Origin of the sequence: Achromobacter ruhlandii (genome assembly GCF_902859695.1) — a bacterium.
GTDB classification, from domain to species: Bacteria; Pseudomonadota; Gammaproteobacteria; order Burkholderiales; family Burkholderiaceae_B; genus Achromobacter; species Achromobacter ruhlandii.
The window spans coordinates 414,948-440,681 of sequence record NZ_CADIJL010000002.1 but is presented as its reverse complement, the minus strand read 5'-3'; the positions used below and the strand labels follow the sequence as shown (position 1 = coordinate 440,681).

At 70.3% G+C, this 25,734-nt stretch carries 22 protein-coding genes; 15 read left to right on the top strand and 7 right to left on the bottom strand.

Going from position 1 to position 25,734, the window contains the following annotated elements; genetic code table 11:
- Positions 1 to 90: 90 nt before the first annotated feature.
- The gene (locus tag HV742_RS04215) at positions 91 to 777 is read left to right on the top strand and encodes a GntR family transcriptional regulator (protein WP_054415549.1); all 687 of its coding nucleotides are present in this window, start codon (positions 91 to 93) and stop codon (positions 775 to 777) included.
- 133 nt (positions 778 to 910) lie between these two features.
- Positions 911 to 1,357 (top strand): universal stress protein, encoded by a 447-nt coding sequence (locus HV742_RS04210; RefSeq protein WP_054415551.1) that lies wholly within the window; start codon positions 911 to 913, stop codon positions 1,355 to 1,357.
- A gap of 76 nt (positions 1,358 to 1,433) precedes the next feature.
- Here HV742_RS04210 and HV742_RS04205 read toward each other — a convergent pair whose 3' ends face one another.
- Positions 1,434 to 2,309, bottom strand: coding sequence for a LysR family transcriptional regulator (locus HV742_RS04205; protein WP_006385087.1), 876 nt, complete (start codon positions 2,307 to 2,309; stop codon positions 1,434 to 1,436).
- 155 nt (positions 2,310 to 2,464) lie between these two features.
- Between HV742_RS04205 and HV742_RS04200 the strand changes: the two genes are divergently transcribed.
- Entirely contained in the window at positions 2,465 to 3,997 is a 1,533-nt protein-coding gene (locus tag HV742_RS04200) for an MFS transporter (RefSeq protein WP_175144551.1), read from the top strand.
- A gap of 129 nt (positions 3,998 to 4,126) precedes the next feature.
- Positions 4,127 to 4,594, top strand: a complete 468-nt coding sequence (locus HV742_RS04195) for a MarR family winged helix-turn-helix transcriptional regulator (protein WP_054415559.1) — start codon at positions 4,127 to 4,129, stop codon at positions 4,592 to 4,594.
- Positions 4,595 to 4,786: 192 nt separating this feature from the next.
- Here HV742_RS04195 and HV742_RS04190 read toward each other — a convergent pair whose 3' ends face one another.
- The 4 genes from HV742_RS04190 to HV742_RS04175 all read right to left on the bottom strand — a co-directional run bounded on the left by HV742_RS04190 (position 4,787) and on the right by HV742_RS04175 (position 11,031).
- Positions 4,787 to 6,103 carry an MFS transporter gene (locus tag HV742_RS04190; protein WP_054415561.1) on the bottom strand — a complete coding sequence of 439 codons (1,317 nt, stop codon included), beginning with the start codon at positions 6,101 to 6,103 and terminating at the stop codon, positions 4,787 to 4,789.
- 211 nt (positions 6,104 to 6,314) lie between these two features.
- Positions 6,315 to 9,302: a c-type cytochrome gene (locus tag HV742_RS04185; RefSeq protein ID WP_175144550.1), complete on the bottom strand. Its 2,988-nt coding sequence runs from the start codon at positions 9,300 to 9,302 to the stop codon at positions 6,315 to 6,317.
- A complete protein-coding gene (locus tag HV742_RS04180; RefSeq protein WP_175144549.1) occupies positions 9,299 to 9,829 on the bottom strand; it encodes a (2Fe-2S)-binding protein in 531 nt (176 codons plus the stop codon). Before HV742_RS04180 ends, HV742_RS04185 begins: the two co-directional genes overlap by 4 nt.
- A 44-nt stretch (positions 9,830 to 9,873) precedes the next feature.
- Complete coding sequence (locus HV742_RS04175; protein ID WP_054415567.1) at positions 9,874 to 11,031, bottom strand: FAD-dependent monooxygenase; 1,158 nt, start codon at positions 11,029 to 11,031, stop codon at positions 9,874 to 9,876.
- A gap of 314 nt (positions 11,032 to 11,345) precedes the next feature.
- Here HV742_RS04175 and HV742_RS04170 point away from each other — a divergent pair, with 314 nt between their 5' ends.
- From HV742_RS04170 to HV742_RS04145, 6 genes are read left to right on the top strand one after another with little or no spacing between them, the layout of a single operon-like run.
- The gene (locus HV742_RS04170; protein ID WP_024069145.1) at positions 11,346 to 12,179 is read left to right on the top strand and encodes an alpha/beta fold hydrolase; all 834 of its coding nucleotides are present in this window, start codon (positions 11,346 to 11,348) and stop codon (positions 12,177 to 12,179) included.
- A 35-nt stretch (positions 12,180 to 12,214) separates the two neighbouring features.
- Positions 12,215 to 13,288 carry a 2,5-dihydroxypyridine 5,6-dioxygenase NicX family protein gene (locus HV742_RS04165; protein ID WP_059271050.1) on the top strand — a complete coding sequence of 358 codons (1,074 nt, stop codon included), beginning with the start codon at positions 12,215 to 12,217 and terminating at the stop codon, positions 13,286 to 13,288.
- On the top strand, positions 13,285 to 13,938 hold the full coding sequence (locus tag HV742_RS04160; RefSeq protein WP_068980283.1) for an isochorismatase family protein: 654 nt from the start codon (positions 13,285 to 13,287) through the stop codon (positions 13,936 to 13,938). The genes HV742_RS04165 and HV742_RS04160 overlap by 4 nt, the downstream gene beginning before the upstream one ends.
- A 38-nt stretch (positions 13,939 to 13,976) precedes the next feature.
- Positions 13,977 to 16,277, top strand: a complete 2,301-nt coding sequence (locus HV742_RS04155; RefSeq protein WP_175144548.1) for a xanthine dehydrogenase family protein molybdopterin-binding subunit — start codon at positions 13,977 to 13,979, stop codon at positions 16,275 to 16,277.
- A complete protein-coding gene (locus tag HV742_RS04150) occupies positions 16,270 to 17,349 on the top strand; it encodes an XdhC family protein (RefSeq protein ID WP_254600948.1) in 1,080 nt (359 codons plus the stop codon). Before HV742_RS04155 ends, HV742_RS04150 begins: the two co-directional genes overlap by 8 nt.
- 7 nt (positions 17,350 to 17,356) lie before the next feature.
- Complete coding sequence (locus tag HV742_RS04145) at positions 17,357 to 18,001, top strand: NTP transferase domain-containing protein (protein ID WP_059271058.1); 645 nt, start codon at positions 17,357 to 17,359, stop codon at positions 17,999 to 18,001.
- 20 nt (positions 18,002 to 18,021) lie between these two features.
- Here HV742_RS04145 and HV742_RS04140 read toward each other — a convergent pair whose 3' ends face one another.
- Entirely contained in the window at positions 18,022 to 19,308 is a 1,287-nt protein-coding gene (locus HV742_RS04140; protein ID WP_063570123.1) for a cystathionine gamma-synthase family protein, read from the bottom strand.
- A gap of 179 nt (positions 19,309 to 19,487) precedes the next feature.
- Between HV742_RS04140 and HV742_RS04135 the strand changes: the two genes are divergently transcribed.
- From HV742_RS04135 to HV742_RS04115, 5 genes are all read left to right on the top strand, one after another.
- Entirely contained in the window at positions 19,488 to 19,967 is a 480-nt protein-coding gene (locus tag HV742_RS04135; RefSeq protein ID WP_082380495.1) for an Lrp/AsnC family transcriptional regulator, read from the top strand.
- A 155-nt stretch (positions 19,968 to 20,122) separates the two neighbouring features.
- The gene (locus tag HV742_RS04130; RefSeq protein WP_175144547.1) at positions 20,123 to 21,241 is read left to right on the top strand and encodes a porin; all 1,119 of its coding nucleotides are present in this window, start codon (positions 20,123 to 20,125) and stop codon (positions 21,239 to 21,241) included.
- Complete coding sequence (locus HV742_RS04125) at positions 21,238 to 21,951, top strand: ABC transporter ATP-binding protein (RefSeq protein ID WP_054415586.1); 714 nt, start codon at positions 21,238 to 21,240, stop codon at positions 21,949 to 21,951. Before HV742_RS04130 ends, HV742_RS04125 begins: the two co-directional genes overlap by 4 nt.
- 43 nt (positions 21,952 to 21,994) lie before the next feature.
- Positions 21,995 to 22,924: an ABC transporter substrate-binding protein gene (locus HV742_RS04120; protein ID WP_197286744.1), complete on the top strand. Its 930-nt coding sequence runs from the start codon at positions 21,995 to 21,997 to the stop codon at positions 22,922 to 22,924.
- A 41-nt stretch (positions 22,925 to 22,965) separates the two neighbouring features.
- Positions 22,966 to 24,621 carry an ABC transporter permease gene (locus HV742_RS04115; RefSeq protein WP_068980288.1) on the top strand — a complete coding sequence of 552 codons (1,656 nt, stop codon included), beginning with the start codon at positions 22,966 to 22,968 and terminating at the stop codon, positions 24,619 to 24,621.
- A gap of 42 nt (positions 24,622 to 24,663) precedes the next feature.
- On the opposite strand, the gene HV742_RS04110 is transcribed toward HV742_RS04115, so the two are convergent.
- Positions 24,664 to 25,707 carry a response regulator gene (locus tag HV742_RS04110; RefSeq protein WP_054415589.1) on the bottom strand — a complete coding sequence of 348 codons (1,044 nt, stop codon included), beginning with the start codon at positions 25,705 to 25,707 and terminating at the stop codon, positions 24,664 to 24,666.
- Between the last annotated feature and the right edge of the window lie 27 nt (positions 25,708 to 25,734).

Sequence of the window (25,734 nt, the reverse complement as noted above, 5' to 3'; positions counted from 1 at the left end):
GCCCGCCAACAATTTTCGTATGCAATAAATGTTGCCAGCCCGGGATTTTGATAGACTGGCTGCCCATACAGTCTTTCCGCCCCGCGCTTCATGACCCAGGAAGTTTCCGCCGATCCCAGCGCCGACGATATCGCCAAGGCCATCGCCGCCGCCATCGTGGCGCACCGGTTGCCGCCCGGCACCCGCCTGCGCGAAGAGGCGCTGGCGCGCGTCTACAAGGTCAGCCGCACCAAGATTCGCGCGGCCCTGCTGATGCTGTCCAAGGACAAGCTGATCAACATCGTGCCCGACAAGGGCGCCTTCGTCAGCAAGCCCGACGCCAACGAGGCGCGCGAGGTCTACGCGGTGCGCCGCATCCTCGAGGCCGCGCTGGCGCGCGAGTTCGTCACCCGCGCCACGGCGGCCGACTACCGCCGCATCGACGCCCACCTGGCCCAGGAGCGCGCCGCGGTCGAAAGCGGCGACGTGCAGGCCCGCAACCGCCTGCTGGGCGACTTCCACATCCTGCTGGCCGAGGCCGTCGGCAATTCGGTGCTGACCGGCATGCTGCGCGAGCTGTCGGCGCGCAGCGCCGTGATCACCGTGCTGTACCAGAGCTCGCACGACGCCAGTTGCTCATCGCGCGAGCATCACGCCTTCATCGAAGCGGCCCGCGCCGGCGACGTCGACCGCGCCTGCGCGCTGATGGACGAGCACCTGGAACACGTGCAGACGGCGCTCGATTTCAGCGAAAGCGACCGCGCGGGCGGCGACCTGGTCGCGGCGCTGTTGAGCTGACGCGGGGCCGCGCGGGGCGGTTTGACCCTGCGCAAGGTTTGATCCCGCTCAAGTCGCCGCCCTCTCCCGGCCGATACAGTGTTACGTAACCGTCGCAAGTCGCGACGGCCGCTGCACAAACACGGGAGACACCATGTACAAGCACATTCTCATTCCCACGGACGGCTCGCAATTGTCCTCGGAAGCGCTGGTCGAAAGCCTTGATCTGGCCAAGTCGCTGGGCGCCAAGGCCACCATCCTCACCGTCGAGGAACCCTTCCACGTCTTCGCCATGGGCGCGGCGCAAGTGGCCCACAGCCTGAGCGACTACCAGGACCAGATCCGCGCCCAGGCCGAACGCCTCTTGAGCGCCGCCGCCAGCCAGGCGCGCGAGGCCGGCGTGCCCTGCGAAACGCTGCGCGCCACCCACGAGGATCCCTACCAGGCCATCATCGACACCGCCCGCGAACGCCATTGCGACCTGATCGCCATGGCCTCGCACGGCCGGCGCGGCATGGCCGCCGTGGTGCTGGGCAGCCAGACGCAGAAGGTGCTGGCGCACTCCACCACGCCGGTGCTGGTGTATCGCAAGAAGGCCTGACACGTCCGGTCTCGGGCCGCCGCCGCGGTCGCCTTCCGCAGGCGGCCAGCGCCGGTCGCCCGGCCGCCCGGCCCGCTCAGGCCGCCGGATGCAGCAGTTGCTCCATGCGATCCTGGATCCAGCGCTCGGTGGCCGTCGGCGTCCGGCCCTGCAGCCAGAGCGTGCGCACCGACAACGGCGGCAGCGACAGGCCGACGCACGGCACATTGGCCAGGTCCTCGCGGTAGCCCTCGTACTCGGCGATGTTCAGCGGCAGAATGGCCCAGCCCAAGCCATCCACGGCCATGGCGGCGATGCTGTAGAAACTGTCTGAACGCCACGCCGACGGACTCATCACCACATCCTCCACCCCCTCCATCCGCATCACCAGTTGACGATGGCGCGCCAGGTCGTTGCGCGTGACTTCGGGCAACGCGGCCAGCGGATGGTCGCGCGCCACGAAGATGCCCTGGCCCACGTCGCCCAGGTAGCGATGGGCGAAGGCCGCGCCCGGATCGCCGCGATCGTAATGGAACGCCACACTGGCGCGCCCCTGCGAGACATAGTCCGCCACTTCGGTGGCCGTGCCGTTCAGCTGGGTCAGTTCCAGCGCGGGAAAGCGCGCCGAGACCTCCTTCACCAGCGCGCCCAGCACGCGATCGGGCAAGGCCTCGTCCAGCGCCAGGCTGAGGTGCGCGTCCTGCCCGGCCGCAAATGACAGCGCGCGCTGCTCCAGTCCCGCCGCCTGGCGCAACAGTTCGCGCGCCTCCTGCAACAGCACTTCACCGGCCCGGGTCAGCGTGGCATTGCGGCGCGAGCGGTCGAATAATTCCACCCCCAGGTCCGCTTCCAGCAATCCCAGCGAGGTGCTGACGGCTGATTGCGCCCGGCCCACCTGGCGCGCCGCCGCCGAAAACGAGCCGGCGTCCGCCGCCGCCACGAAGTGCCGCAGTTGTTCCAGGGTCCAGTGCATGGTTGTCTCCAGTCGTGGCCAGGCAAGCCTTCAAAACGGTTGCCGGCCGCACGGGGCGACGGAGCCGCCACCGATACATCTATTTTATAGATGGATTCCAACTTCTTATCCATGCTTCATAGATCGAAAATGTCCGGCGTTAGAGGAGTAAATGCATGACGCAGCGCAATCTTTCCCCCGCTGTCGCCGCGCCGGGCCGCTGGCTGGTGCTGGCCATCGTGTCCAGCGCCCTATTGCTGATCGTGGTCGACATGACCGTGCTGTACACCGCCCTGCCTCGGCTCACGCACGAGCTGGGCGTGACGGCCTCGTCCAAGCTCTGGATCGTCAACATCTATGCGCTGGTGGTGTCCGGCCTGCTGCTGGGCATGGGCACGCTGGGCGACCGGCTGGGCCACAAGCGCCTGTTCATGATGGGCCTGGCCGTGTTCGGCGCGGCCTCGCTGGCGGCGGCCTATTCACCCAACCCGGCGGCGCTGATCGCGGCGCGCGCGCTGCTGGCGGTGGGCGCGGCCATGATGATGCCGGCCACGCTGTCGATCCTGCGCCTGACCTTCGCCGACGAGCGCGAGCGCGCCATCGCCATCGGCGTCTGGGCCTCGGTGGCCTCGGGCGGCGCGGCGCTCGGTCCGGTCATCGGCGGCATCCTGCTGGAACATTTCTGGTGGGGCTCGGTGTTCCTGATCAACCTGCCGATCGTGCTGCTGGCGCTGCCGCTGGCGCGCCGCTACATCCCGGCCGGCCAGCCGGACCGCCAGCGCCCCTGGGACCTGGTCGGCTCGCTGCAGGTGATGGTCGGCCTGATCCTGACCGCCTATGCGCTCAAGGAGCTGGGCCGCGCCCAGCCGTCCTGGCTGGACGCCGCGCTGGCCTGCGCCGGCGGCGCCGCGATGCTGTTCATCTTCGCCCGGCGCCAGCGCGCGCGGCCCCATCCGCTGATCGACTTCGCCATCTTCCGCAACCGCAGTTTCAGTTCGGCGGTGGCCTCGGCGCTATTCGCGGCGGCGGCGCTGCTCGGCATGGAGCTGGTGTTCAGCCAGCGCCTGCAACTGGTGCTGGGCATGTCGCCGATCCAGGCCGCGCTCTACATCCTGCCGCTGCCGCTGGCCGCGTTCATCGCCGGCCCGCTGGCCGGCTGGCTGCTGCCGAAGGTGGGCAGCGCGCGCCTGCTGTTCGTCTCGCTGCTGGTGTCCGGCCTGGGCATGGGCGGCTACCTGTTCAGCTACGACGGCGCGCTGGCGGCGCAGATCGCCAGCCTGTGCGCGCTGGGCGTGGGCATCGGCGCCACCATGACGGCCGCGTCCAGCACCATCATGCAGAGCGCCACGCCCGAGCGCGCCGGCATGGCCGCGTCGATCGAGGAAGTGTCGTACGAACTGGGCGGCGCGCTGGGCGTGACGCTGATGGGCTCGATCCTGTCGGGCGTCTACGCGCACACGCTTGACGTGCCCGCCGGCCTGCCGGCAGCCGGGGCGGGTGCGGCGCGCGACAGCCTGGACGAAGCGCTGGTGGTGGCCGAGGGCCTGTCCAGCGACGCAGGCGCCGCGCTGGCGCGGCTGGCCCGCGACGCGTTCGACGCGGGCTACGCGGCGGTCATCGCCACCGCCACCGTGCTGCTGCTGGCCACCGCGTTGCTGGTGCTGGTGAACCGCTGGCGCGGCGGCGCCCGCGAGGCCGCGGCCCGTTGATCGGGCGACAGCCCCGCGGCGCTGCGAAAAACCCGATCCCTGTCGGCACAAAGGCGGCAAGCCCCGTAAACTTCCGGACATCCCATTGAGATAGATCATCGTACCCAGGGTATGGCTTCGGATAGGCTTATGCGAAATGTGAAAAACAAGTCCGCCCCCGACAAGGACAGCTATTTGTTCTCCGACCAGATTGGGCACCTGCTGCGGCGCGTGTACCAACGGCATACCGCCCTGTTCCAGCAGTACATCCCCGACTCGCAGCTGACCGCGGCGCAGTTCGTCGTGCTGTGCTCGGTGCGCGACAACCAGGGCAGTTCGCTGGCGGATATCGTCAAGGCCACGGTCATCGACCAGGCCACGGTGCGCGGCGTGGTCGACCGGCTCAAGCAGCGCGAGCTGGTGCGGGTCGACCACGACCCGCACGACCGCCGCAAGGTGGTGATCAACCTGACCCCGGTGGGCCAGGAGCTGGTGCGCAAGATGGAGCCCTTTGCCCTGCAGATCACCGAAAGCACCTACGGCACGCTCAATCCCGCCGAGCGCGTGGCGCTGGAGTTCCTGCTGCGCAAGATGATCGACGGCGACGCCGGCGAATGAGGCCTGCCGGCGGTCGGCGCATGGACGAGGGGCAAGCCGGCTTCCGGCATCCGTGCGGCCGGCATAGAGGCAACCGGTACAGATAGGGACAGCCGGCATAGGGAAAGCCGGCATAGGGAAAGTCGGCGTATGCACAACCGACATCCGGGCGGCGCGCGTCCGCCCGGATAAGCCTTGCCCTCCCCGGGTGAATCAGTCCAGCGCGCGGTTGCGCGACTCGACATCGACCGCCCGGATCGACAGGGCCGCGGCCAGCAGCATCGCCGCCAGCACCGCCAGCGCCAGCGTGAAGTGGGTGGCCATGATGGGCGCGATGATGGCCGGCGCGAACAGGCCGCCAAAGCGCGCCACCGCGCCCGCCAGGCCCATGCCGCTGGCGCGCAGGTCGGTCGGATAGACCTCGGGCGTGAAGGCGTACAGCGCGCCCCAGGTGCCCAGCAGCGCGAAGCTCATGAGCAGCGTCGAGCCGATCACCAGGAAGCTGGAGGTGCCCAGGCTGTACAACATGCAGCCCACCGCGCTCAGGATCAGGAAGCCCACCAGCGTCGGCTTGCGGCCCCAGCGTTCCACCCCATAGGCCGACAGCGCGAAGCCCGGCAACTGCACCAGCGCCAGCAGCACCAGGAATTCCTGGCCGCGCATGAAGGCGAAGCCCTGGCTGCTGAGCTTGATCGGCAGGTAGACGAACACGCCGTAGTAGGCGATGGAAATCAGCGCCCAGGCCAGGCACAGCGCGATGCTGCGGCGGCGCAGCGCGTTCGAGAACAGCGCCGACAGCGGCTTGCGCTCATGCAGTTCCGGCTTGAGCTCGGGGATGTCGGTCGGACGTCCGTTGACACGGGCCACGCGTTCGAGCACCTTGCGCGCCTGTCCCGACTTGCCGTTGCGGTTCAGGTACATCGGCGACTCGGGGATGTAGAAGCGCAGCACCACGCCGATCAACGCCGGCAGACCGGTGACGAAGAAGATCACGCGCCAGGCATCGTCGCCCCACGACAGCGCGGCCAGGGCCAGCAGCGCCAGGCAGATGGTGCCCAGGGCCCAGAACGACTCCAGCAGCACCAGCCAGCGGCCGCGGCGCTCGCTCGGCAGGAACTCGGCCATCATGGTGTAGTCCACCGGCAGCGTGCCGCCGACACCGATGCCAGTGACGAAGCGCAGCAACAGCAGCCAGGCGAAGTCCGGCGCGAAGGCCGAGGCCACGCCGGCGCAGGCGTCGATGACCACTGCCATCATCAGCACCGGGCGGCGGCCGATGCGGTCGGCCAGCCGGCCAAACGCGAAGGCGCCGATCAGCATGCCGACGAAGAACGCGGTGCCGGTCTGCAGGGCTTCGGGCACCGGGATGCCGAAGGTGCGGGCGATCGAAGGCGCGCTGAAGCCGATCGACAGCACCTGCATGGCGTCGGCCAGCCAGACCAGGCCGAAGATCATGAACAGCCGGTACTGGAACTTGCCGACGCCGGCGGTCTTGATGCCTTGTTCCACCGTGATGAATGAAGCTGACATATGCGTGATTCCCTTTGTGTGTCGCGCGCGGGGTCCGCGCCCGATACGGGCGTCGGCCCCGGTCCGGCACGTGGCCGCCCCCACGGATGCGGGATGCAGCAACGCCCCTCGGCGCCGGGCAGGCGTCGATGGAAAACCGATGCGCGCGATGTTGTGTCGCGAGGCGCGGCCGGATCCGCCATGGATCGCGAACCGCCGCCCCGTCTTCCCCTTACTGCGGCTGCGCGTGCTGGCGCAGCTTGCCTATGGTCGTCGTGTCAACTGGCCAAGCCTCTTCCTCCGGCGCGAACCGCGCGCGCAAATAGTCGATCAAATCGCCGATCTGCCTGTCGTCCAGGCTGTTGCCGAACGCCGGCATGTAGCCCAGGGCATCGTCGGCCGGGGCCTGGATGCCGTGGAGGATCACCTGGATCAGGTTGTCCGGCGATGCGGCGTGCAGATTGGTGTTCTGGCCCAGCAGGGGTTTGACCCCGAACAAGGTCGGCCCGCTGCCGGCTTCATGGCAGACGGCGCAGGCGTTCTGGTAGATGCGTTCGCCGCTGGCGCGGCGCAGCGTGATGGCCTCGCTGACGGCGGCGGGGGCGGGGACCGCGGTGATGGCGGCGGCAGTTGCGGTCGTGGCCGCCTGGGCGGCAACGACGCTGGCCGACGTGGCGGCGCTTGCCGTGGCCGTGGACATAGCCGTGGACGTAGCCGTGGTCGTGGCCGTGGCAGTAGCCGTGGCAGTAGCCGTGGCCGTCGCGCGCGCCGCCGACGACGTCCGTCCCGGCACCGCCAGCAGATAGGTGACGATGGCCTTCAGGTCGCTGGCTGGCAGTTCGGCCAGCCCATGGATCACGGGCGCCATGGGGCCCGCGGCCACGCCATGGCGCGGCGAATAGCCGGTGCGCAGGTACTGGAACAGCTCCTCGCCCGACCAGGCCCGCTGGCCCGTGGCGAGCTGGTTCAGCGCCGGCGCGTTCCAGCCCTCGGCCTGGCCGCCGGCCAGGTAGGCCAGTCCCCCCTTCTCCGCGCCCAGCGCGTTGCGCGGCGAATGGCAGGCGGCGCAATGGCCCACGCCTTCCACCAGATACGCGCCGCGATTCCATTCGGCGTCCTGCGAGGGATCCGGCGTGAATGGCTTGGGATCGTGGAACAGCAGGTTCCAGCCGGCCAGCAGCGGCCGCAGGTTGAACGGAAAGCCCAGCTCGGTGCGCGGCGGCGTCGCGGCCACAGGCGGCTGCGACATCAGGTAGCCGTACAGCGCCTGCAGGTCGGCGTCGCTGAGCTTGGCATAGGCCGTGTACGGAAACGCCGGATACAGCTGGCGGCCGTCCTGGTGGATGCCCTGGCGCATGGCGCGTTCGAAGGCCGCGTATGACCAGCGGCCGATGCCGGTCTGCGCATCCGGGGTGATATTGGTGGAATAGATGACGCCGAACGGCGTCTCCAGCGCCAGGCCGCCGGCGTTGCGCGCGCCGCCCGGCGCGGTGTGGCAGGCCACGCAGTCGCCGGCCGCCGCCACCAGCCGGCCGCGCTCGATTGCCTGCGCCGAATACAAAGAAGCGTCGGGCCCGGCCGTCAGCGGCAGCGCCGGCTTCAGCGGCCACAACGCGGTGGCCATGGCCGCCAGTCCGGCCGCGCCGGCCGCCAGCCAGCCCCAGCCCCGGCGCAATGCGCCCTTCCCGCCGGCCGCGCGCCGGTCCGCCAGCGCCAGGCGCAACTGGCCGGCGTCGAACGGCGCCTGCCGCAGGCGCACGCCGGTGGCGTCCTGGATGGCGTTGGCGATGGCGGCGGCGGCGGGCAGCGTCAGCACGCCATCCACGTCCAGACGCCCTTCACGCAACGGGCCGGGCACGTCCGGCGCCGCGATGGCGACCGCGTCCGAGCCCGCGGTCAGCGGCATCGGTTCGGCGCCGCGCCAATCGTCGAACGCCGCCGGGCCGGCAATGAGGCGGCGGGCATCGGCCAGCCGCTCGGGTTGCTGGCGCGTGATGGCCAGGCGCGTGGTCGCGCCTTGCGCCGCGCGCAGGTCCTGGCTGTCGTGGCCGGCGACGACGCGCGTCACCTCGATGCGCCCGGTGGCGGGCTGGATCGCCACGTCGGCCACCCAGGCGCTCCAGACCATTTGCGCTGAACCATCCTCGGCCTCGCAGCGGACCTGCGCCGTGGCCAGGCCGGTGCCGCGCAGCAGGCCGTCGGCGGCCGACGTAGCGTCCCGCGCCGTGGCCGCCTGCGCCTGTTCCACTACCTGGCGCGCCAGTTCGCGGCCGCGATCATCGGCCATGTGCCGCAGCCGCCAGTCCACCGGATCCTCGCCCGCCGCCAGCGCCCGCTCGTGCCACAGGCTTTCGCCGGCGAACACCTGGGCCGCGTTCAATTCATCGACACTGGCATGCGGCAGATCCCGCGATGCCGCCGGCGCCAGCACCCGGCTGTCGCCCCGCACCGTGGCCTGGCCGCAGGCCTGGGCGTGACCGGGCCGCGCCAGCAGGCGAGCCAGGCTGGGGCGCACGGCCCAGGGGTGGCGCGAACGCAGCGCCGGGCCCGCCGCCAGATCCGCTTCGCGCAACGCCAGGGTGGCCGCGGCCGCTGGCCGGCAGGCCACGCACACGGGCCGCCCCACCGCCTCGGACAGCAGCGCGGCGTCGGCGGCGGCGTCCAGCAGATCGAGCGCGTGCGGCGGCAGGCCGGCTTCGGCCGCGCCCTGCGGCCAGTCGGCCAGCCGCACCGCGTGCCCGGAACAGTCCATCAGCGCCGCCAGCTCGCGCCGCAGCCAGGCCTGCGAGGCGGCCGCCGGCGGCGGCAGCCACAGCGTCAGGCGGCCGTCCAGGCACCACGCCGCGACGCGCGCGCCGGAAGCGGTTTCAGCGGATCGCCATAGATATTCGCGATGGCCGTCCGAATTCTCTTCCAAAGGGGCGGCGGTCTCCTCGCGCGCGGGCGGACCATCGCCGCGCCACACGGGCGCCATGCAGGCCAGCGCCTGCCGCGCATGCGCCGGCGTCACCGCCACCACGCCGACAAAGTGCTCCCGCCGCACCACGGCCACCACGCCCGCCTGGGCTCGCGCTTCCCCCAGGTTCACGCTGTCGAGCGCGCTGCCGCGATAGCGCGCGCCGTCCCAGCGGGCCACGGGCGGGCGCAGGGTCAGTCCATGCAGCAGATCGGACGGCGGCGCGATGGCGCCCACCGGGCCCCCGGGCAGCAGCGCGCTCATGCGCCCGCCCCTTCGGCCCCGCGCGGCGCGGCCTCGGCCCGCAATTGCACCGCGCGCAGCGCCGCCTGCATGATCTCGACATGCGTGCCGCAGCGGCACAGGTTGTGATGCAGCTCGCTGCGCAGCGCCTGCTCGGACGGCGCCGGGTCGCGGCGCAGCAGCGCCTCGACCGTCATGATCATGCCGTTCAGGCAATAGCCGCACTGGGCCGCCTGGCATTCGATAAAGGCGCGCTGCGTCGGCCCGGGCCGCTCGCGCGTGCCCAGCCCTTCGAGCGTGGTGACCTCGCGCCCTTGCGCCGCCTTCACCGGAATCACACAGGACCGTGCCGCCACGCCGTCGATCAGCACCGTGCAGGCGCCGCACTCGCCCAGGCCGCAGCCGTACTTCGGTCCATTCAGCGCCAGATCGTTGCGCAACACCAGCAGCAGCGAGGTCGCCGGCGGCGCCGCCACGCGCACGACGCTGCCGTTGACCTTCAGGCCGATCGGTTCGGCGGCGGGCGGGGTGTTGGCGGGATGTCCCATGGTGTGCGTGGCGAAGGTCTGGTGGAGGAAGGACAGCGGGCGCGTCAGGCCGCCGCCTTGGCCTTCGGTTCGACCAGCGGCTCGCTGAACACGTCGTAGCCGAAACACCAGCTCGGGTCCTCATTGGTCCGCAGCCAGGTGTTGTCGTGCGAAATGCGCTGCACCTTGCTGGCGCGCTCGGCGCGGTTGGCTTCGTACAGCGCGAAAGCCAGTTCGTGATTATGCGCCCCGACTTCCTTGAAGCAACGCACCAGCATCGCGCCGTCCTCGATGGCCATGGCCGCGCCCTGCGCCATGTGCGGTTTCATCGGGTGGCAGGCGTCGCCCAGCAGCACCAGGCGGCCGCGGCTCCACAGCGGCAGCGGGTCGCGCTCCAGCAGCGACCACTTGGTCACCTCGACGGTGGCGTCGATCAGCGCCTGCACCGTGGGATGCCAGCCCTGGAAGGCCTCGCGCATTTCGTCCTTGCTGCTGGGCAGCCAGCGGTCGTTCAGATCCCATTGCTCGACCGGCACGCCGGTCACGTAGTAGAGCTCGTCGGCCTTGCTGGTGACGAAGTACGTCATCATGTGGCGGTCATCGGTCCACCACTTCACGCAGGCGTCGAACGGCAGCATCCCGGCCTTGACCTCGGGCGTGGGGAACACCGCGCGGTGGGCCAGGTAGCCCGCGTACTTGGGAGGCTCGGGCCCCAGCAGCGCCTCGCGGATGTGGGAATTGACGCCATCGGCGCCGATCACGATGTCGGCGTGCTCGACGCTGCCATCGGCAAAGCGCATCTCGACGTCGTTGCCGCGGTCGGTGACGCCGACCAGGTGCTTGGAATACGCCATCACGCGCTCGGGCAGCGCCTCGATCAGCAGGGCGTGGAAGTCGCCGCGATGCACCGTCAGGTACGACGCGCCGTAGGTCTTGACGGCGTAGTCGCCCAGCGGAATCCGCGCCAGCACGTCGCCGGTCAGGCCGTGGCGGCTGTACCAGTAGTCGGGGTGCGAACCCTGGGCGTTGAGCGCGTCTTCAATGCCGATGCGGCGCAGGATCTTCATGACGTTGGGGCCAACGTGGATACCGGCGCCCAGCCGCGAAAAACTCGGCGCCTGTTCGTACACGCGCACGTCGAAGCCTTCCTGCAGCAGGAGCGAGGCGGTGGCGGCGCCACCGAGGCCGGCGCCGATCACGGCGATGCGGGGGGATTTAGACAAGAGGCTCTCCTACTTTTCTATGCATACACTCTATTTTTTCCAGATGGAAAACCGCACCATCGTGGATCCGAAACTGTCCGCCTGCGTCCAAAACAGTGCATTTTTATGCACATATAGGTAAAAACCACTATGAACATCGGCTTTGCGATTCACCTCGCTGTTTGCAAGAATAGAGCGTCTACACTGTTTTTTTAATTTATCGAAAACCCTAAGATGGATCCGCGCTTCACCTCATCACGCTCGATCCGCGCCCTGCGCGGCGCAAGCGATGACCGCCGGATCCCGTCCTGGCATCGACCCACCCGGAGCACGGCATGAGCCAACCATCCAGCACTTTCCTGTACGGCGCCAACGTCCACGCCAACGGCATCCGCCAGCACTACCTGCGCTACGGCGGCGCGGACGGCGCGCGCGCCGAACGCGACGCGCTCATCCTGATCCCCGGCATCACCAGCCCGGCGGTCACCTGGGGTTTCGTGGCCGAGCGCCTGGGCCAGCGCTACGACACCTATGTGCTGGACGTGCGCGGCCGCGGCCTGTCCAGCGCCGACCCCGGCCTGGACTACAGCCTGGACGCGCAGGCCGCCGACGTGCTGGCGCTGGCGCAGGCGCTGGGCCTGCAGCGCTACGCCCTGATGGGCCATTCCATGGGCGGCCGCATCGCGGTGCGCGCGGCCCGCGGCCAGCCGGCCGGCCTGACGCGGCTGGTCATCGTCGACCCGCCCGTCTCCGGCCCTGGCCGCCGCCCCTACCCCGCCAAGCTGGCCTGGTACGTCGACTCGATCCGCCAGGCCACGCACGGCATGGACGCCGAGGCCATGCGCGCCTTCTGCCCCACCTGGACCGAGGAACAGCGGCGCCTGCGCGCGCAATGGCTGCACACCTGCCACGAGCCCGCCATCGTGCGCAGCTTCGAGGACTTCGGCCGCGACGACATCCATGCCGACCTGCCGCATGTGCGCGTGCCGCAGTTGCTGATGACCGCCGAGAACGGCGGCGTGGTCGGCGACGAGGACGTGGCCGAATGGCAGGGCCTGGCGCCCGACACCCTGCACCGGCGCGTGCCCGCCGCCGGCCACATGATCCCGTGGGACAACGAGGCCGGCTTCCACGAAGCGCTGGGCGACTTCCTCGAACCGCGCGGCTGAATCCCCTTTTCCCCCTTACCGGACAGGAGTCCGCCATGCCCGTCAGCGACATCGACCTGATCCGCGCCTGGAAACAGGTGCTCACGCTTTCCCGTCTCGAAGCCGGCCAGACCGTGACCGTGCTCACCGGCGCCGACACCCATCCGCAGACGCTGCGCTGCGCCATCGCCGCCGCCGGCGACATGGGCGCGCGCGTCAACCGCCTGGATCTGCCGCCGGTCAACGGCGAGAAATCCCTCAGCCGCGACTCGCTGGCCTACCTGGGCACCACGCCGCTGACCGGCAACCCCGCCGCCATCGCCGCGCTCAAGGCCAGCGACCTGGTGCTGGACCTGATGACGCTGCTGTTCTCGCCCGAGCAGCACGAGATCCTGCAGGGCGGCACCAAGATCCTGCTGGCGGTCGAGCCGCCCGAGATTCTCTGCCGCCTTGTGCCCACCGAGGCCGACCGCGCCCGCGTGCGCGCGGCCGCCGCGCAAATCGCCGAGGCGCGCCAGATGCGCATCACCTCCCGGGCCGGCACCGACCTGCAATGCCGCCTGGGCAGCTTCCCGGCGATTTCCGAATACGGCTTCGTCGACGAGCCAGGGCGCTGGGACCACTGGCCCAGCGGCTTCGTGCTGACCTGGCCCGACGAGGGCCACAGCAACGGCCAGGTGGTGCTGGACCGCGGCGACATCCTGCTGCCGATGAAGGACTACGTGACCGACCCGATCACGCTGACCGTCGAGCGCGGCTACGTCACCCGCATCCAGGGCGGACTGCAGGCCGAGGTGCTGCGCGACTACATGGCGTCGTATGAAGACCCGGAAGCCTACGCCGTCTCGCACATCGGCTGGGGCCTGCAGCCGCGCGCCCACTGGTCGATGCTGGGCCACTACGGCAAGGAAACCCACATCGGCATGGACGCCCGCGCCTTCGAGGGCAACTTCCTCTGGTCCATGGGGCCGAACAACGAGGCCGGCGGCCAACGCACCACCGCCTGCCATATCGACATCCCGATGCGCCATTGCACGGTGATGCTGGATGATCGCGCCGTCGTCATCGACGGCGTGGTGCAGGACGAACCCGGGCTGGCGCGCGCCGCCCGCCGCAAGGAGCTGGCATGACCACCACCGTTCCCGCCGGGGATATCTCGGCCTACGCCCGCCAGGGCTTCGGTACGCCGCTGCCGCTGAAGGCGCCGTTCGGCCTGCTGATCATCGATTTCGTCAACGGCTTCGCCGACCCCGCCGTGTTCGGTGGCGGCAACATCCCACAGGCCATCGAGCGCACCCGCGCCTTGCTGGCGCATGCGCGCGAACAGGGCTGGCCGGTGGCGCACAGCCGCATCGTGTTCTCGGACGACGACGCCGACAGCAACATCTTCTGCCTCAAGGTGCCGGGCATGCTGACCCTGAAGGAAGACAGCCACAACAGCGCCATCGTGCCGCAGCTGGCCCCCGCGCCCGGCGAATACGTGGTGCGCAAGAGCACGCCGTCGGCGTTCTACGGCACTATGCTGGCCCCGTGGCTGGCACAACGCGGCGTGCAGACGCTGGTGGTGGCCGGCTGCGTCACCAGCGGCTGCGTGCGCGCCAGCGTGGTCGACGCCATGCAGGCCGGTTTCCGGCCGCTGGTGGTGGCCGACTGCTGCGGCGACCGCGCGCTCGGGCCACACGAGGCCAACCTGTTCGACATGGCGCAGAAGTACGCCGCCGTCATGCCGCTGGAGCAGGCGCTGGCCGACATCGGCGCGCTGCCCGGCGCGGCGCGATAGCGGCATAATCAGCCAATCCGCCCGGATCGCCTTCGCCCATGAACCTGCCCCATCCCCGCGCGCTGCACGACGCGCTGCTGACCCACCCCGGCGCGCTGCTGGTCGTGCGCGCCCCGACCGCGCCGCCTCGTCCGGCGCCCGGGCAGCCGGGTGTCGTTTCGGATTACGTGCAGGACACGCCCGAAGTCTTCGTGGCGGTGCTGGCCGATGAGGCCGCGCCGGGCGGCTGGCGCGCGCTGGCCTTCAACGGTCACGTCGACCTGGGCACCGGCATCCGCACCGCGCTGGCGCAGATCGTGGCCGAGGAACTGCACGTGCCGGTGGCGCGACTGGAAATGGTGCTGGGCCACACCAACGCCACCCCCAACCAGGGGCCCACCATCGCCAGCGCCAGCATCCAGATCTCGGCCGCCCCGTTGCGCCGCGCCGCCGCCCAGGCGCGCGAGCGCCTGCTGGCGCGGGCCGCGCGGCAATGGGGCGTGGCGGCGGACACGCTGCGCCTGCGCGACGGCATCGTGCGTCCCGCCGATGCGGGCGACGCGCGCGCCCTGCACTACGGCCAACTGGTGCAGGGCCGGCACACCCGGCTGGAGCTGGCCACCGATGATGCCCAGGTGCGGCTCAAGCCGGCCCGCGACTACACCGTGGTCGGCAGCGCCGTTGCGCGCGTCGACATTCCGGCCAAGGCCACCGGCGAACTGAGCTTCGTGCACGACGTGCGCGTGCCCGGCATGCGCCATGGCCGCGTGGTGCGCCCGCCGCACCCCGGCCGCGACGCCGGCGACTTCATCGGCCGCTGCCTCATCAGCGTCGACAGCGATTCCGTCGCACACCTGCCGGGCCGCGTCCAGGTGGTGGTGCAAGGCGATTTCATCGGCGTGGTGGCCGACCGCGAGGAACAAGCCGAAGCCGCCATGCGCGCGCTCAAGGTGCGCTGGAAACCGGTGCCGCCCGCGCCCGTGCTGGACGACCTGGCCAGCGCCATCCGCGCCAACCCCGCCCGCCGCCGCCTGCTGCTGGAGGAAGGCGACGTCGAGGCCACCTGTGCCGCCCCCGTGCGCCTGCGCCGCACCTACGTCTGGCCCTACCAGATGCACGCGTCCATCGGGCCGTCCTGCGCGGTGGCCGACCATCGCGACGGCCGCCTCACGGTCTGGGCCGGCACCCAGAACCCGCACATGCTGCGCGCCGACCTGAACCGCCTGCTCAAGCTGGGCGAGGACCGCATCGAGATCATCCGCATGGAGGCCGCCGGCTGCTACGGCCGCAACTGCGCCGACGACGTCTGCGCCGACGCCGCGCTGCTGTCGGCCGCCGTCGGCGCGCCGGTGCGGGTGCAACTGATGCGCGACCAGGAACACCAGTGGGAACCCAAGGGCACGGGCCAACTCATGGACGTGGCCGCCGCGCTGGACGCCGACGGCCGGCTGCTGGCCTATGACTTCGAGGTGCGCTATCCGTCCAACGACGCGCCGCTGCTGGCGCTGCTGCTGACCGGCGCCGTGCCGGGCGAGCCGCGCGTGCTGGAAATGGGCGACCGCACCGCGGTGCCGCCCTACCGCTATGCCAGCCGGCGCATCGTCTGCCACGACACTGCGCCGCTGGTGCGCGCCTCGTGGCTGCGCGGCGTCTCGGCGCTGCCCAGCTCGTTCGCGCACGACTGCATGATCGACGAGCTGGCCGAGGCGGCCGGGGCCGACCCGGTCGCGTTCCGGCTCAGCCACCTGGACGATGCGCGCGCCATCGCGCTGCTGGAGGCGACGGCGGCGCGCGCCGGCTGGCGGGCCGGCGTCGCGGGCAGCCGTGGCCGGCCCGGCGCCGACGGCCGCCTGCATGGGCGCGGCGTGGCCTACGCGCGCTACGTGCACAGCAAGTTCCCCGGCTTCGGCGCCGCCTGGGCAGCCTGGGTCATCGACCTGAGCGTGGACCCGGCCAGCGGCCGCATCGCCATCACGCGCGTGGTGGTGGGCCAGGACACCGGCATGATCGTCAACCCCGACGGCGTGCGCCACCAGATCCACGGCAACGTCAACCAGACCCTGAGCCGCTGCCTGCTCGAACGCGTGCAGTTCGACGCGGCCGGCGTCGCCAGCCGCGAATGGGGCGGCTACCCCATCATCGGCTTCAAGGACCTGCCGCCCATCGACGTGCTGCTGATGCCGCGCCAGGACGAGGCGCCCATGGGCGCCGGCGAATCGGCCTCGATCCCCGGCCCCGCGGCCATCGCCAACGCGCTGTTCGACGCCACCGGACGACGCTTCCACCAGGCGCCCTTCACGCCCGAGGCAGTGCGCGCCGTGCTGGCCCGACCCGCCCCCGGCCAAGGCCCGCATGCTTGATATCGACACCCAGGTGCTGCAACAGGCCGCGCAATGGCAGCGCGACGGCATCCCCGCATGGCTGGTCACCGTGGCGCGCACCTGGGGCTCGTCGCCCCGGCCGCCGGGCGCGTTGATGGCCCTGAACGGCCACGGCGAAGTCGCCGGCTCCGTATCGGGCGGTTGCATCGAGGACGACCTGGTCGCACGCGCGCGGGCCGGCGTTGCCGCGACGGCGCGGCCCGAGGTATTGCGCTACGGCGTGCACGCCGACCAGGCGCGCCAGTTCGGCCTGCCCTGCGGCGGCACCCTGGAACTGGTGATGGAAACCATCGGCCCCGCCAGCCAATTGCCCGCCCTGCTGGAACACTGCCGGCGCCGCGATTGCATCGCGCGCGAGCTGGACCTGGCCAGCGGCGCCGTCAGCCTGCGCCCCGGCCCCGCCGATGGCCTGCCGCGCCTGACGGCCGACACCTTCACCTCGCACTTCGGTCCGTCAGTGCGGCTGATCGTGATCGGCGCGGGCGATACCAGCGGCTACCTTTGCCAGATCGCGCTGACGCTGGGCTTCGAGGTCATCGTCTGCGATCCGCGCGACACCCCGTCGCCGGCCTGGACGATGCCGGGCGCGGTGCGCAGCCGCGAGATGCCCGACGACCTGATCCTACGCCTGCGGCCCGACCGCCGCACCGCCATCATCGCGCTCAGCCACGATCCCAAGCTGGACGACCTGGCGCTGATCGACGCCTTGCCGTCGCAAGCGTTCTACGTGGGCGCGATCGGCTCGCGCCGCAACAGCGAAACGCGCCGGGCGCGGCTGCGCGAGCATTTCGACCTGGCGGACGCCGACCTGCGCCGGCTGCGCGGCCCCGCCGGGGTCTACATCGGCAGCAAGACGCCGGCCGAAATCGCGCTGTCGATCATGGCCGAGATCGTCGCCGCCAAGAACGGGGTGGCGCGGGACGCGCTGGAAACCGTGGCCGCCGGCAAGGCGCGCGACCCAGCCAAAGAAGATCGCGCCAGGGAAGGCCCGGCCGGGCTAGACTCGACCCTCATCGACCCGCCCCATCCGGCCCGCGCCTGCCCCGTCTGAGCCCGCCATGAACGCTCCCATCGCCGCCATCATCCTCGCCGCCGGCCAGGGCGCCCGCCTGGGCGGACGCGCGAAGTCGGCGCTATGCATCGACGGCATCAGCCTGCTGGAGCGATTGACGCAGGCCTTGCGCGACGCCGGCGTCGCGCCGGTGCGCGCCGTCATCGGCCCGTATGCGGACACCCTGGCGCCGCTGGCGCGGCGCGCGGCGATCGATACGCTGCCGCATGCGCGGCCGGACGCCACCCTCGCCGACTCGCAGCGCCTGGCGCTGCGCGAACACGCCCGTGCCCATCCCGGACACGACCTGCTGCTGGTGCTGGCCGACCTGCCCCTGCTCGACAGCGCCGCCATCGCCGGCCTGCTGGCGCAATGGCGCGCCTGCGCGCCGGGCACCGACAGCCTGCGCCCGCGCGTCGACGGCGCGCCGGGTCATCCGCTGCTGCTGTCGGCCGCCGCGGTGCGGTCGGCCAACCTGCTGCCGCCCGGCGCCGGCCTGCGCCAATGGCTGGATCCGGCGCAAGGCCGCCACGCCACCTTCGACAGCGACAACCGCGCCTACGTGACCGACCTGGACACGCCCGATGACCTGCGGGCGCTGCGCCTCGCGCTGGCGCCCGCCGCCATCGACTGGCCGCCCGCAACGGCCTGACGCCGCCCGCCCCCCGCGCCTCAGGCCACGCTGCGCATGGCCTGGTCCATATCGGCGATCAGGTCTTCTTCGTGCTCCAGGCCGATGGAAATGCGGATCAGCCCTTCGGACACGCCGGCCGCGTCACGCTCGGCCGCCGGCACGCCCGAGTGCGTGGTCGAGGCCGGATGGCACACCAGCGACTCGGTGCCGCCCAGGCTCACCGCCGACTTGAACAGGCGCAGCGCGTTGATGAAGCGGAACGCCTTGGCGCGGCCGCCGTCCAGCACGAAAGCGAAGGTCGAGCCCGGGCCGCTGCACTGGCGCTGGTAGACCGCCTGGTAGGTTTCGTCGGCGATGGTCTCGGGGTGATAGATGCGCACCTTCTCGTGCGGATTGCCGGCCAGCCACTGCGCCACGCGGGTCGCGCTGCGCGCGGCCTGCTTCATGCGCAGCACCACGGTCTCCATCGAGCGCGTGATCATCCAGCACGAATGCGGATCGAGCTGCGAGCCGAAAGCGCTGCGGATGGCCCGCACCTTCTTGATCAGGTCCTTGGTGCCAGTGACGGCGCCGGCCACCAGGTCGCTGTGGCCGCCCACGTACTTGGTCAGCGAATACACGCACAGGTCCACGCCATGCTCGGCCGGCTTCTGGAAGATCGGGCCCAGCAGCGTGTTGTCGCACACCGATATCGGGCGATAACCGTGGCGCGCGGCGAACGCGTCCAGCTCGGCCTTCATGGCCTGGAAGTCGATCAGCGCGTTGGTCGGATTGGCCGGCGTTTCCACGTAGAACAGCTTGACCGGCCCCTTGGCCGCGGCCGCTTCCAGCGCCTCGCGCATGCTCTGCGCCGACAGGCCGTCGTGGATCGGGTGCGAGCCGATGCCCCATTCCGGGAAGATCTTCGCGATCAACGTCTCGGTGCCGCCATACAGCGGCACCGACTGCACCAGCTGGTCGCCCGGGCGCAGGAACGCCAGGAACACCGCGCTGATCGCCGACATGCCGCTGGAGGTCACCGCGGCGTCTTCCGAGCCGTCCAGCAGCGACAGGCGGTCTTCGACGATTTCCAGGTTGGGATGGTTGAAGCGGCTGTACACCAGCCCGGCCGACTCGCCCTGCGGCAGCGGCTTGCGGCCCGACACCAGATCGAAGAACTCGGCGCCGTCCTCGGCCGAACGGAAGGCGAAGGTCGAGGTGAGGAACACCGGCGGCTTGACCGCGCCTTCGGACAGGAAAGGATCGAAGCCGTACGACATCATCTGCGTTTCGGCGTGCAGCGGACGGCCGGAGATGTCTTTCTTGTGATAGCTGGAATAACTCATGGCGTGCCTCTCAATGGGGGAAGTGCGGCCTACCTGACGGCGATATCACGGGTTCGGACACGATAGCGCCGCCGGCCAGGGGATGCAGGGAGTATGGGCGCGTCCGGCCACAATATTCTTTCCATTTCTGCTTCAGGAATCGGATAATGGGAAATATCGTTTCCCACAGCCATGAAACCATGAAAGAGACTGCCTTGTTACATCAACTTGACGCGATCGATTGGAAAATCATGAAAATCCTTCAAGAAGATGGCCGGCTCTCCAACGCCGAACTGGCCGAGCGCGTGTCGCTGTCGGCCTCGCCCTGCTGGAAGCGCCTCAAGCGGCTGGAAAGCTCGGGCGTCATCCGCGGTTACCAGGCCATCCTGGACCGCCGCGCGCTCGGCATGGGCGTGGTGGCGTTCGTCAGCATCTCGCTGGAAAACCACACCGAGAAAACCTGCCACGCATTCGAGGCCGCCGTGGCCGCCATGCCCGAAGTGCTGGCCTGCCACAACACCACCGGCCAGCACGACTATCTGCTGCACATCGTGGCGCGCGATTTCGACGCCTATTCCGAATTCGTGCGCAACCGGCTGCGCACGCTGCCCGGCGTGAAGGAACTGCTGAGCACGCTGTCGATGCACGAAGTGAAGTCGTCGACCAAGCTGCATCTCTGAACGCACCAGCGCCCGCCGGCGCATCCTCCGTGCCCGGGGCGGCTCCCGTCGCGCGCGGACCGCCCCCCGACGAAACCTCGAGGCGTGTCACGAAGCTGTAGCGACCCGTGCCTAGAGTGTCGATTCCGATTGAATCCCAAAGAGGACTTCCTGTTATGAAATCGACTCTCCGCATCGCGGCGGCTGGCGCCTGCCTGTCCGTCTTCAGCTTCTCCCCCGCCCTCGCGGCGACGGCCGCCTCCAGTTCGGTCCAGCTCTACGGCCTGATCGACACCGGTCTGCAATACCTCAGCAACGGCCCCAGCGGCAACAGCAAGACGGGCATGAGCACGGGCAATCTCAGCGGTTCGCGCTGGGGCCTGCGGGGCACCGAAGACCTGGGCGACGGCCTGTCGACCGTGTTCGTGCTGGAAAACGGCTTCGACTCCGACAACGGCCAGACCATGCAGGGCGGCCGCCTGTTCGGCCGCCAGGCCTATGTCGGCCTGTCGAGCAAGAGCCTGGGCCGCCTGACGCTGGGCCGCCACAACACGCTCATGATCGACTGGATGAGCAAGTACAACCCGTTCGACAACGCCAACTTCTCGATCAAACGCCCCGACGCGGCCTTCTCCGACCGCACCGACAACGCGGTGATGTACGTCGGCAAGTTCGGCCCCGTGTCCGTCGGCGGCTACTACAGCTTCGGCTGGAACAACGAGCAATCGTTCGACGACAAGACGCTGGGCCGCATGATCGGCGGCGGCGTGCGCTACCAGTCCGGCGGCCTGGACGCCGGCGTGCTGTATCACTCGAAGAACGCCGACAAGCCGGCCAAGGGCGCCAACAGCGACAACCGCGAAGACCGCATCGTCGCGGGGCTGTCGTACGACTTCGAGGGCGTCAAGGTCTATGCCGGCTACCGCTGGCTGGAACAGAAACTGACGCAGCGCAACTACAAGAACAACCTGACCTGGCTGGGCGTGACCTACCTGCCGGTGTCGAACAACCGCCTGTCGTTCGCTGTGTACCACCTGAACGACTCGGTCTGCGACGACATGAACAACGCCGTCTGCCCGGCCGCGCAGGCCGCCGGCACCGGCCAGAAGTCCACCATGTTCGTCCTGGGCAACGAATATGACCTGTCCAAGCGCACCACCGTCTATGCCGTCGCGGCCTACGCGGTGAACGACGACAAGTCGGCGCAGAGCCTGATCGGCGGCAAGTACGGCGCCAACGTCGAACCGGGCAAGAACCAGTTCGGCCTGAACCTCGGCCTGCGGCACCGGTTTTGAACGCGCCTGAACCTTCCGCGGGCGGCACGGCGATCGCCGTGCGCGGCCTGCGCCACGCCTTCAACGGCCACACCGTGCTGGACGGCGTCGACCTGGACGTGCCCGCGGGCACTGTCCTGGCGCTGCTGGGCCCGTCGGGCTGCGGCAAGAGCACCCTGCTCAAGTCGCTCGCCGGACTGCTGCGGCCGCAGGGCGGCAGCATCGCCTTCGGCGATGCCGTCGTCTGCGACGCGCAGCGCCACGAACCGCCCGAACGCCGCGGCCTCGGCATGGTGTTCCAGGACTACGCGCTGTGGCCGCACATGAGCGTGGCCGGCAACGTCGCCTTTCCGCTGGAAATGCGCGGCGTCGCCCGGCGCGAACGGCCGGCGCGGGTGCGCGAAGCCCTGGCCCTGGTCGGCCTGGGCGAGCACGCCGCGCGCCGGCCCTCGGAACTGTCGGGCGGCCAACAGCAGCGCGTCGCACTGGCCCGCGCCATCGTGGCGCGGCCGCGCGTGCTGCTGTTCGACGAACCGCTGTCCAACCTGGACCGGGCCCTGCGCGAATCGCTCTGCGTCGAGATCGGCGCCCTGCTGCGCCGGCTCGGCACCACCGCCGTCTACGTCACCCACGACCACGAGGAAGCCCATGCCCTGGCGCACACGATCGCCCGCATGGAGCACGGCCGGATCGCCGACCTCGTGATGTCCAAACCCCAGGACTCTGCCTAAAATGCCTCACGTACCGCTTTCCAAACTACTTGCCACGTTCTTTATGACGCTTTCGTTCGGATTGGCCTCGGGCCAGGCCAAGGCGCTGACCGTTTACACCGCGGGCCCCGGCGGCCTGATCAAGCAACTGGCCGCCGGCTTCCAGGAGAAGACCGGCATCAAGGTCGACGTGTTCCAGGCCACCACCGGCAAGGTCATGGCCCGGCTCGAAGCCGAGGCCGCCAACCCGCGCGCCGACGTGCTGATCTCCGCGTCCTGGGACACCGCCCAGGACCTGGACCAGCGCGGCTGGCTGCTGGCCTATGACAGCCCCAACGCGGCCCAGGTGCCGGCCCGCTTCAAGACCCCGACCTACGTGGCGCAGGGCATCTCGGCGCTGGGCATCGTCTGGAATTCGCGCAGCGGCACGCCCGAACCGCGCGACTGGTCCGATCTGACCGGCCCGCAGTTCAAGCAGAAGGTGACCACCCCCGACCCGGCCCTGTCGGGCGCCTCGCTCGACCTGCTGCTGGGCCTGCAAAGCGCCCAGGGCGAATCGGCCTGGAAGCTGTTCGAGACGCTGCGCGACAACGGCATGACCATCTCCGGCCCCAACGCCCAGGCGCTGACGCCGGTGCTGCAGGGCGCCAAGGCGGCGGTGTTCGGCGCGGTCGACTACGTGTCGTACGCCAGCGTCGAGAAAGGCGAATCGATCAAGGTGATCTTCCCGTCCAGCGGCACCGCCATCGCGCCGCGCCCGATGATGATCCTGAAGACCACCAAGGCGCCCGATCAGGCGCGCCAGTTCATCGACTACGTGCTGTCCGAGGACGGCCAGCGCGCCGTCGCCGACGCCTGGCTGATGCCGGCGCGCCAGGACGTGGCCGGCAAGCGGCCGCTGTTCAAGGACCTGGCGCTGCTGCCCGAGACCGCGCCCGGCGCCTCGCGCGCCGAGGTGCTGGCGCGTTTCGCGCGCCTGTTCGGCCAACACTGACAGGCCGGGATGCCGGCGCGTCCGGCATCCCCACCCCGACCATGAAAAGCGTCTTTCTCCTGGCGGCCATCACCGTGGCCGCCCTGGGCGTGCTCGTCGCCCTGCCGATGGCCTTCGTCGCGCTGCAGGCCGTCTTTCCCCATCTGGCCGAAGGCTCGCTGCGCAATCCCTTCGGCGCCTGGGCCGCCACCCTGGCCACGCCGGCGGCGCTGACGCTGGTGGGCGGCACGCTCAAGCTGGGCCTGGGCGTGGCCGCCGTCAGCGCCCTCATCGGCATCCCGCTGGGCGCGCTGCGCGGCCTGTTCCAGGTGCCGCTGGCGCGGCTCTGGGACCTGCTGTTCCTGGTGCCGTTCCTGCTTCCGCCCTACATCGCCGCGCTGTCGTGGACCATGGCGCTGCAGCCGCGCGGCTACCTGGAACAGCTGACGGGCTTGCATCTCGGACCGCTGCTGTTCTCGCCCGCCGGCGTGACGCTGGCGATGGGCCTGGCGATCTTTCCGGTGGTGTACTTCGCCGTCTCGCGCAGCATGGCCGCCACCGGCGCGCGGCTGGCCGAGGTGGCGCGGGTGTCTGGCGCCGGCCCGTGGCGCGCGTTCCTGCGCGTGACGCTGCCGCTGGCCTTGCCGGCCATCGGCGCCAGCCTGCTGCTGGCCTTCACCCTGGCGATCGAGGAATACGGCGTGCCGGCCGCGCTGGGCGCGCAGGCCGGCGTCGCCGTCATGACCACCGCCATCGAGCGGCGCCTGGCGGACTGGCCCATCGACCTGCCGGGCGCGGCGCTACTGTCGCTGGTGCTGGTGGCGCTGGCGCTGACGGCCTACGCGGTGCAGCGCGCGCTGGTCGCCGGACGCGGCTTCGAGACCACCACCGGCAAGCCCGCGCCGCTGGCGCGCGGCCGGCTCGGCGCCTGGCGCTGGCCGGTGCTGGGCCTGTTCGCGGCGGTCGCGCTGGTGGCGGTGGCGGCGCCGCTGGCGTCGATGCTGGCCGCGGCCCTGACGCGCCATGTCTCGGCCGGGCTGTCGCCGGACAACCTGACCCTGGCCAATTTCGCGGCCCTGTTCCAGGGCGGCGGCGAGGCCTGGCAGGCGCTCTCGACCAGCCTGCTGCTGGCCACCGGCACGGCGCTGGCGGCGGGCGCCGTGGGCCTGCTGGCGGCCTGGTGCGTGGCTGGCCGGCACGTGCCGGGCGCGGCCGTCATCGACGCGCTGGCGCTGCTGCCCGCGGCGCTGCCCGGCGTGGTGGTGGGAGTCGGCTTGATCCTGGCCTGGAACCAGCCGTTCTGGCCCGCTTCGCCGTACGGCACCTGGGGCATCCTGCTGCTGTCGTACACCTGCCTGCTGCTCCCCTACCCGGTACGCTACGTCAGCGCGGCGCTGGCACAGATCGGCCCCAATCTGGAAGCGGCGGCGCGCGTGCATGGCGCCAGCGCGGCCGCGGCCCTGCGGCGCATCGTGCTGCCGCTGGTGCTGCCGGGCTTGTCCGCCGCGATGCTGATGGTGTTCGCCGTGGCCTCGCGCGAACTGGTGACCTCGCTGCTGCTGGCGCCGGCCGGCGTGCAGACGGTATCGGTTTTTGTGTGGCGCCAGTTCGAGCAAGGATCGGTGGGCGAAGGCATGGCCATGGCGGCGGTGGCGGTCGGCGTCAGCCTGGCGCTGATGCTGGCGGCGACCTCGATCCGGCGCGGCGCGCGCGCCTGATCCATCGCGCGGGCTCGGCGGCGGAAAGCCGTCGGCCTCGCGTCAGACCGGGTCCGGCGTATCCGCGGCCGACGGCATCGGCCCCTGCACCACGCGGTTGCGGCCCTGGCGCTTGGCCTGGTAAAGGCCGCGGTCCGCGATCTGGATCAGGTCGGTGCACGGCTGGTCCGGGATCGGCACGGCGGTGGCGGTGCCGATGCTGACCGTCAGCCACGGCCCGCCGCCATTGTCCTTCTGCGGGATCTGCATGGCTTCGACCGCGCGCCGCAGTTTCTCGGCGGCCAGCCGCGCGCTGCCCGCCGGCGTGCCCGGCAGCACCAGCGCGAACTCCTCGCCGCCAAACCGCGCGGCCAGGTCGGTGGAGCGGTCGCAACTGGCGAAGATGGTGTTGGCCACGCGCTTGAGCGCCTCGTCGCCGGCGATGTGGCCGTAGGTGTCGTTGTAGGACTTGAAATGGTCCACGTCGATCATCAACATGCTGATTTCGCGGCCATCGCGGCGCGCGCGCAGCCATTCGGCGTTGAGGTATTCGTCGAAATAGCGGCGGTTGCCCAAGCCCGTCAGGCCGTCGGAATTGGTCAGGCGGCGCAGCTCCATATTGCTTTCCAGCAACTGCTGCTGGCTCTGGCGCAGCGCCTGGTAGGCCTCGTCGCGCTGCACCAGCGCCAGGTACGAGCGCGAGTGGTAGCGGATGCGCGCGACCAGTTCGATGGAGTCGGGCAGCTTCACCAGATAGTCGTTGGCGCCGGCGGCGAACGCCGCGCTCTTGATGGCCGGATCTTCCTTGGTCGACAGCACAATGATGGGAATATCGCGCGTGACCGGGTGATTGCGGTACTCCTGCACCAGGCTCAGGCCGTCCACCCCCGGCAGCACCAGGTCCTGCAGGATCACGGTGGGCCGCGTCTGCACCGCGACGGTCAGCGCCTTGTACGGATCCGAGCAATAGTGGAAGTCGATATTGCCCTCCGTGGCCAGGGCCCGGCGAATGGCCTCGCCGACCATGACCTGATCGTCGACCAGCAGCACCATGGCCGCGTGCGAGTTCAGGTCGGCCGAGGCCGGGCTGTCAATGGGAGGGTGCATAGTGGCTTTCCTTGATTTCTAGCTATG

What these genes read in the sequence shown, in the direction of transcription:
- HV742_RS04150 (WP_254600948.1), top strand. Translation starts at nt 16,270, where the DNA reads ATGCTTGATATCGACACCCAGGTGCTGCAACAGGCCGCGCAATGGCAG.
- HV742_RS04210 (WP_054415551.1), top strand. Translation starts at nt 911, where the DNA reads ATGTACAAGCACATTCTCATTCCCACGGACGGCTCGCAATTGTCCTCG.
- HV742_RS04215 (WP_054415549.1), top strand. Translation starts at nt 91, where the DNA reads ATGACCCAGGAAGTTTCCGCCGATCCCAGCGCCGACGATATCGCCAAG.
- HV742_RS04180 (WP_175144549.1), bottom strand. Translation starts at nt 9,829, where the DNA reads ATGGGACATCCCGCCAACACCCCGCCCGCCGCCGAACCGATCGGCCTG.
- HV742_RS04155 (WP_175144548.1), top strand. Translation starts at nt 13,977, where the DNA reads ATGAACCTGCCCCATCCCCGCGCGCTGCACGACGCGCTGCTGACCCAC.
- HV742_RS04110 (WP_054415589.1), bottom strand. Translation starts at nt 25,707, where the DNA reads ATGCACCCTCCCATTGACAGCCCGGCCTCGGCCGACCTGAACTCGCAC.
- HV742_RS04135 (WP_082380495.1), top strand. Translation starts at nt 19,488, where the DNA reads ATGAAAGAGACTGCCTTGTTACATCAACTTGACGCGATCGATTGGAAA.
- HV742_RS04200 (WP_175144551.1), top strand. Translation starts at nt 2,465, where the DNA reads ATGACGCAGCGCAATCTTTCCCCCGCTGTCGCCGCGCCGGGCCGCTGG.
- HV742_RS04130 (WP_175144547.1), top strand. Translation starts at nt 20,123, where the DNA reads ATGAAATCGACTCTCCGCATCGCGGCGGCTGGCGCCTGCCTGTCCGTC.
- HV742_RS04145 (WP_059271058.1), top strand. Translation starts at nt 17,357, where the DNA reads ATGAACGCTCCCATCGCCGCCATCATCCTCGCCGCCGGCCAGGGCGCC.
- HV742_RS04140 (WP_063570123.1), bottom strand. Translation starts at nt 19,308, where the DNA reads ATGAGTTATTCCAGCTATCACAAGAAAGACATCTCCGGCCGTCCGCTG.
- HV742_RS04160 (WP_068980283.1), top strand. Translation starts at nt 13,285, where the DNA reads ATGACCACCACCGTTCCCGCCGGGGATATCTCGGCCTACGCCCGCCAG.
- HV742_RS04205 (WP_006385087.1), bottom strand. Translation starts at nt 2,309, where the DNA reads ATGCACTGGACCCTGGAACAACTGCGGCACTTCGTGGCGGCGGCGGAC.
- HV742_RS04120 (WP_197286744.1), top strand. Translation starts at nt 21,995, where the DNA reads ATGACGCTTTCGTTCGGATTGGCCTCGGGCCAGGCCAAGGCGCTGACC.
- HV742_RS04195 (WP_054415559.1), top strand. Translation starts at nt 4,127, where the DNA reads ATGCGAAATGTGAAAAACAAGTCCGCCCCCGACAAGGACAGCTATTTG.
- HV742_RS04115 (WP_068980288.1), top strand. Translation starts at nt 22,966, where the DNA reads ATGAAAAGCGTCTTTCTCCTGGCGGCCATCACCGTGGCCGCCCTGGGC.
- HV742_RS04185 (WP_175144550.1), bottom strand. Translation starts at nt 9,302, where the DNA reads ATGAGCGCGCTGCTGCCCGGGGGCCCGGTGGGCGCCATCGCGCCGCCG.
- HV742_RS04165 (WP_059271050.1), top strand. Translation starts at nt 12,215, where the DNA reads ATGCCCGTCAGCGACATCGACCTGATCCGCGCCTGGAAACAGGTGCTC.
- HV742_RS04170 (WP_024069145.1), top strand. Translation starts at nt 11,346, where the DNA reads ATGAGCCAACCATCCAGCACTTTCCTGTACGGCGCCAACGTCCACGCC.
- HV742_RS04190 (WP_054415561.1), bottom strand. Translation starts at nt 6,103, where the DNA reads ATGTCAGCTTCATTCATCACGGTGGAACAAGGCATCAAGACCGCCGGC.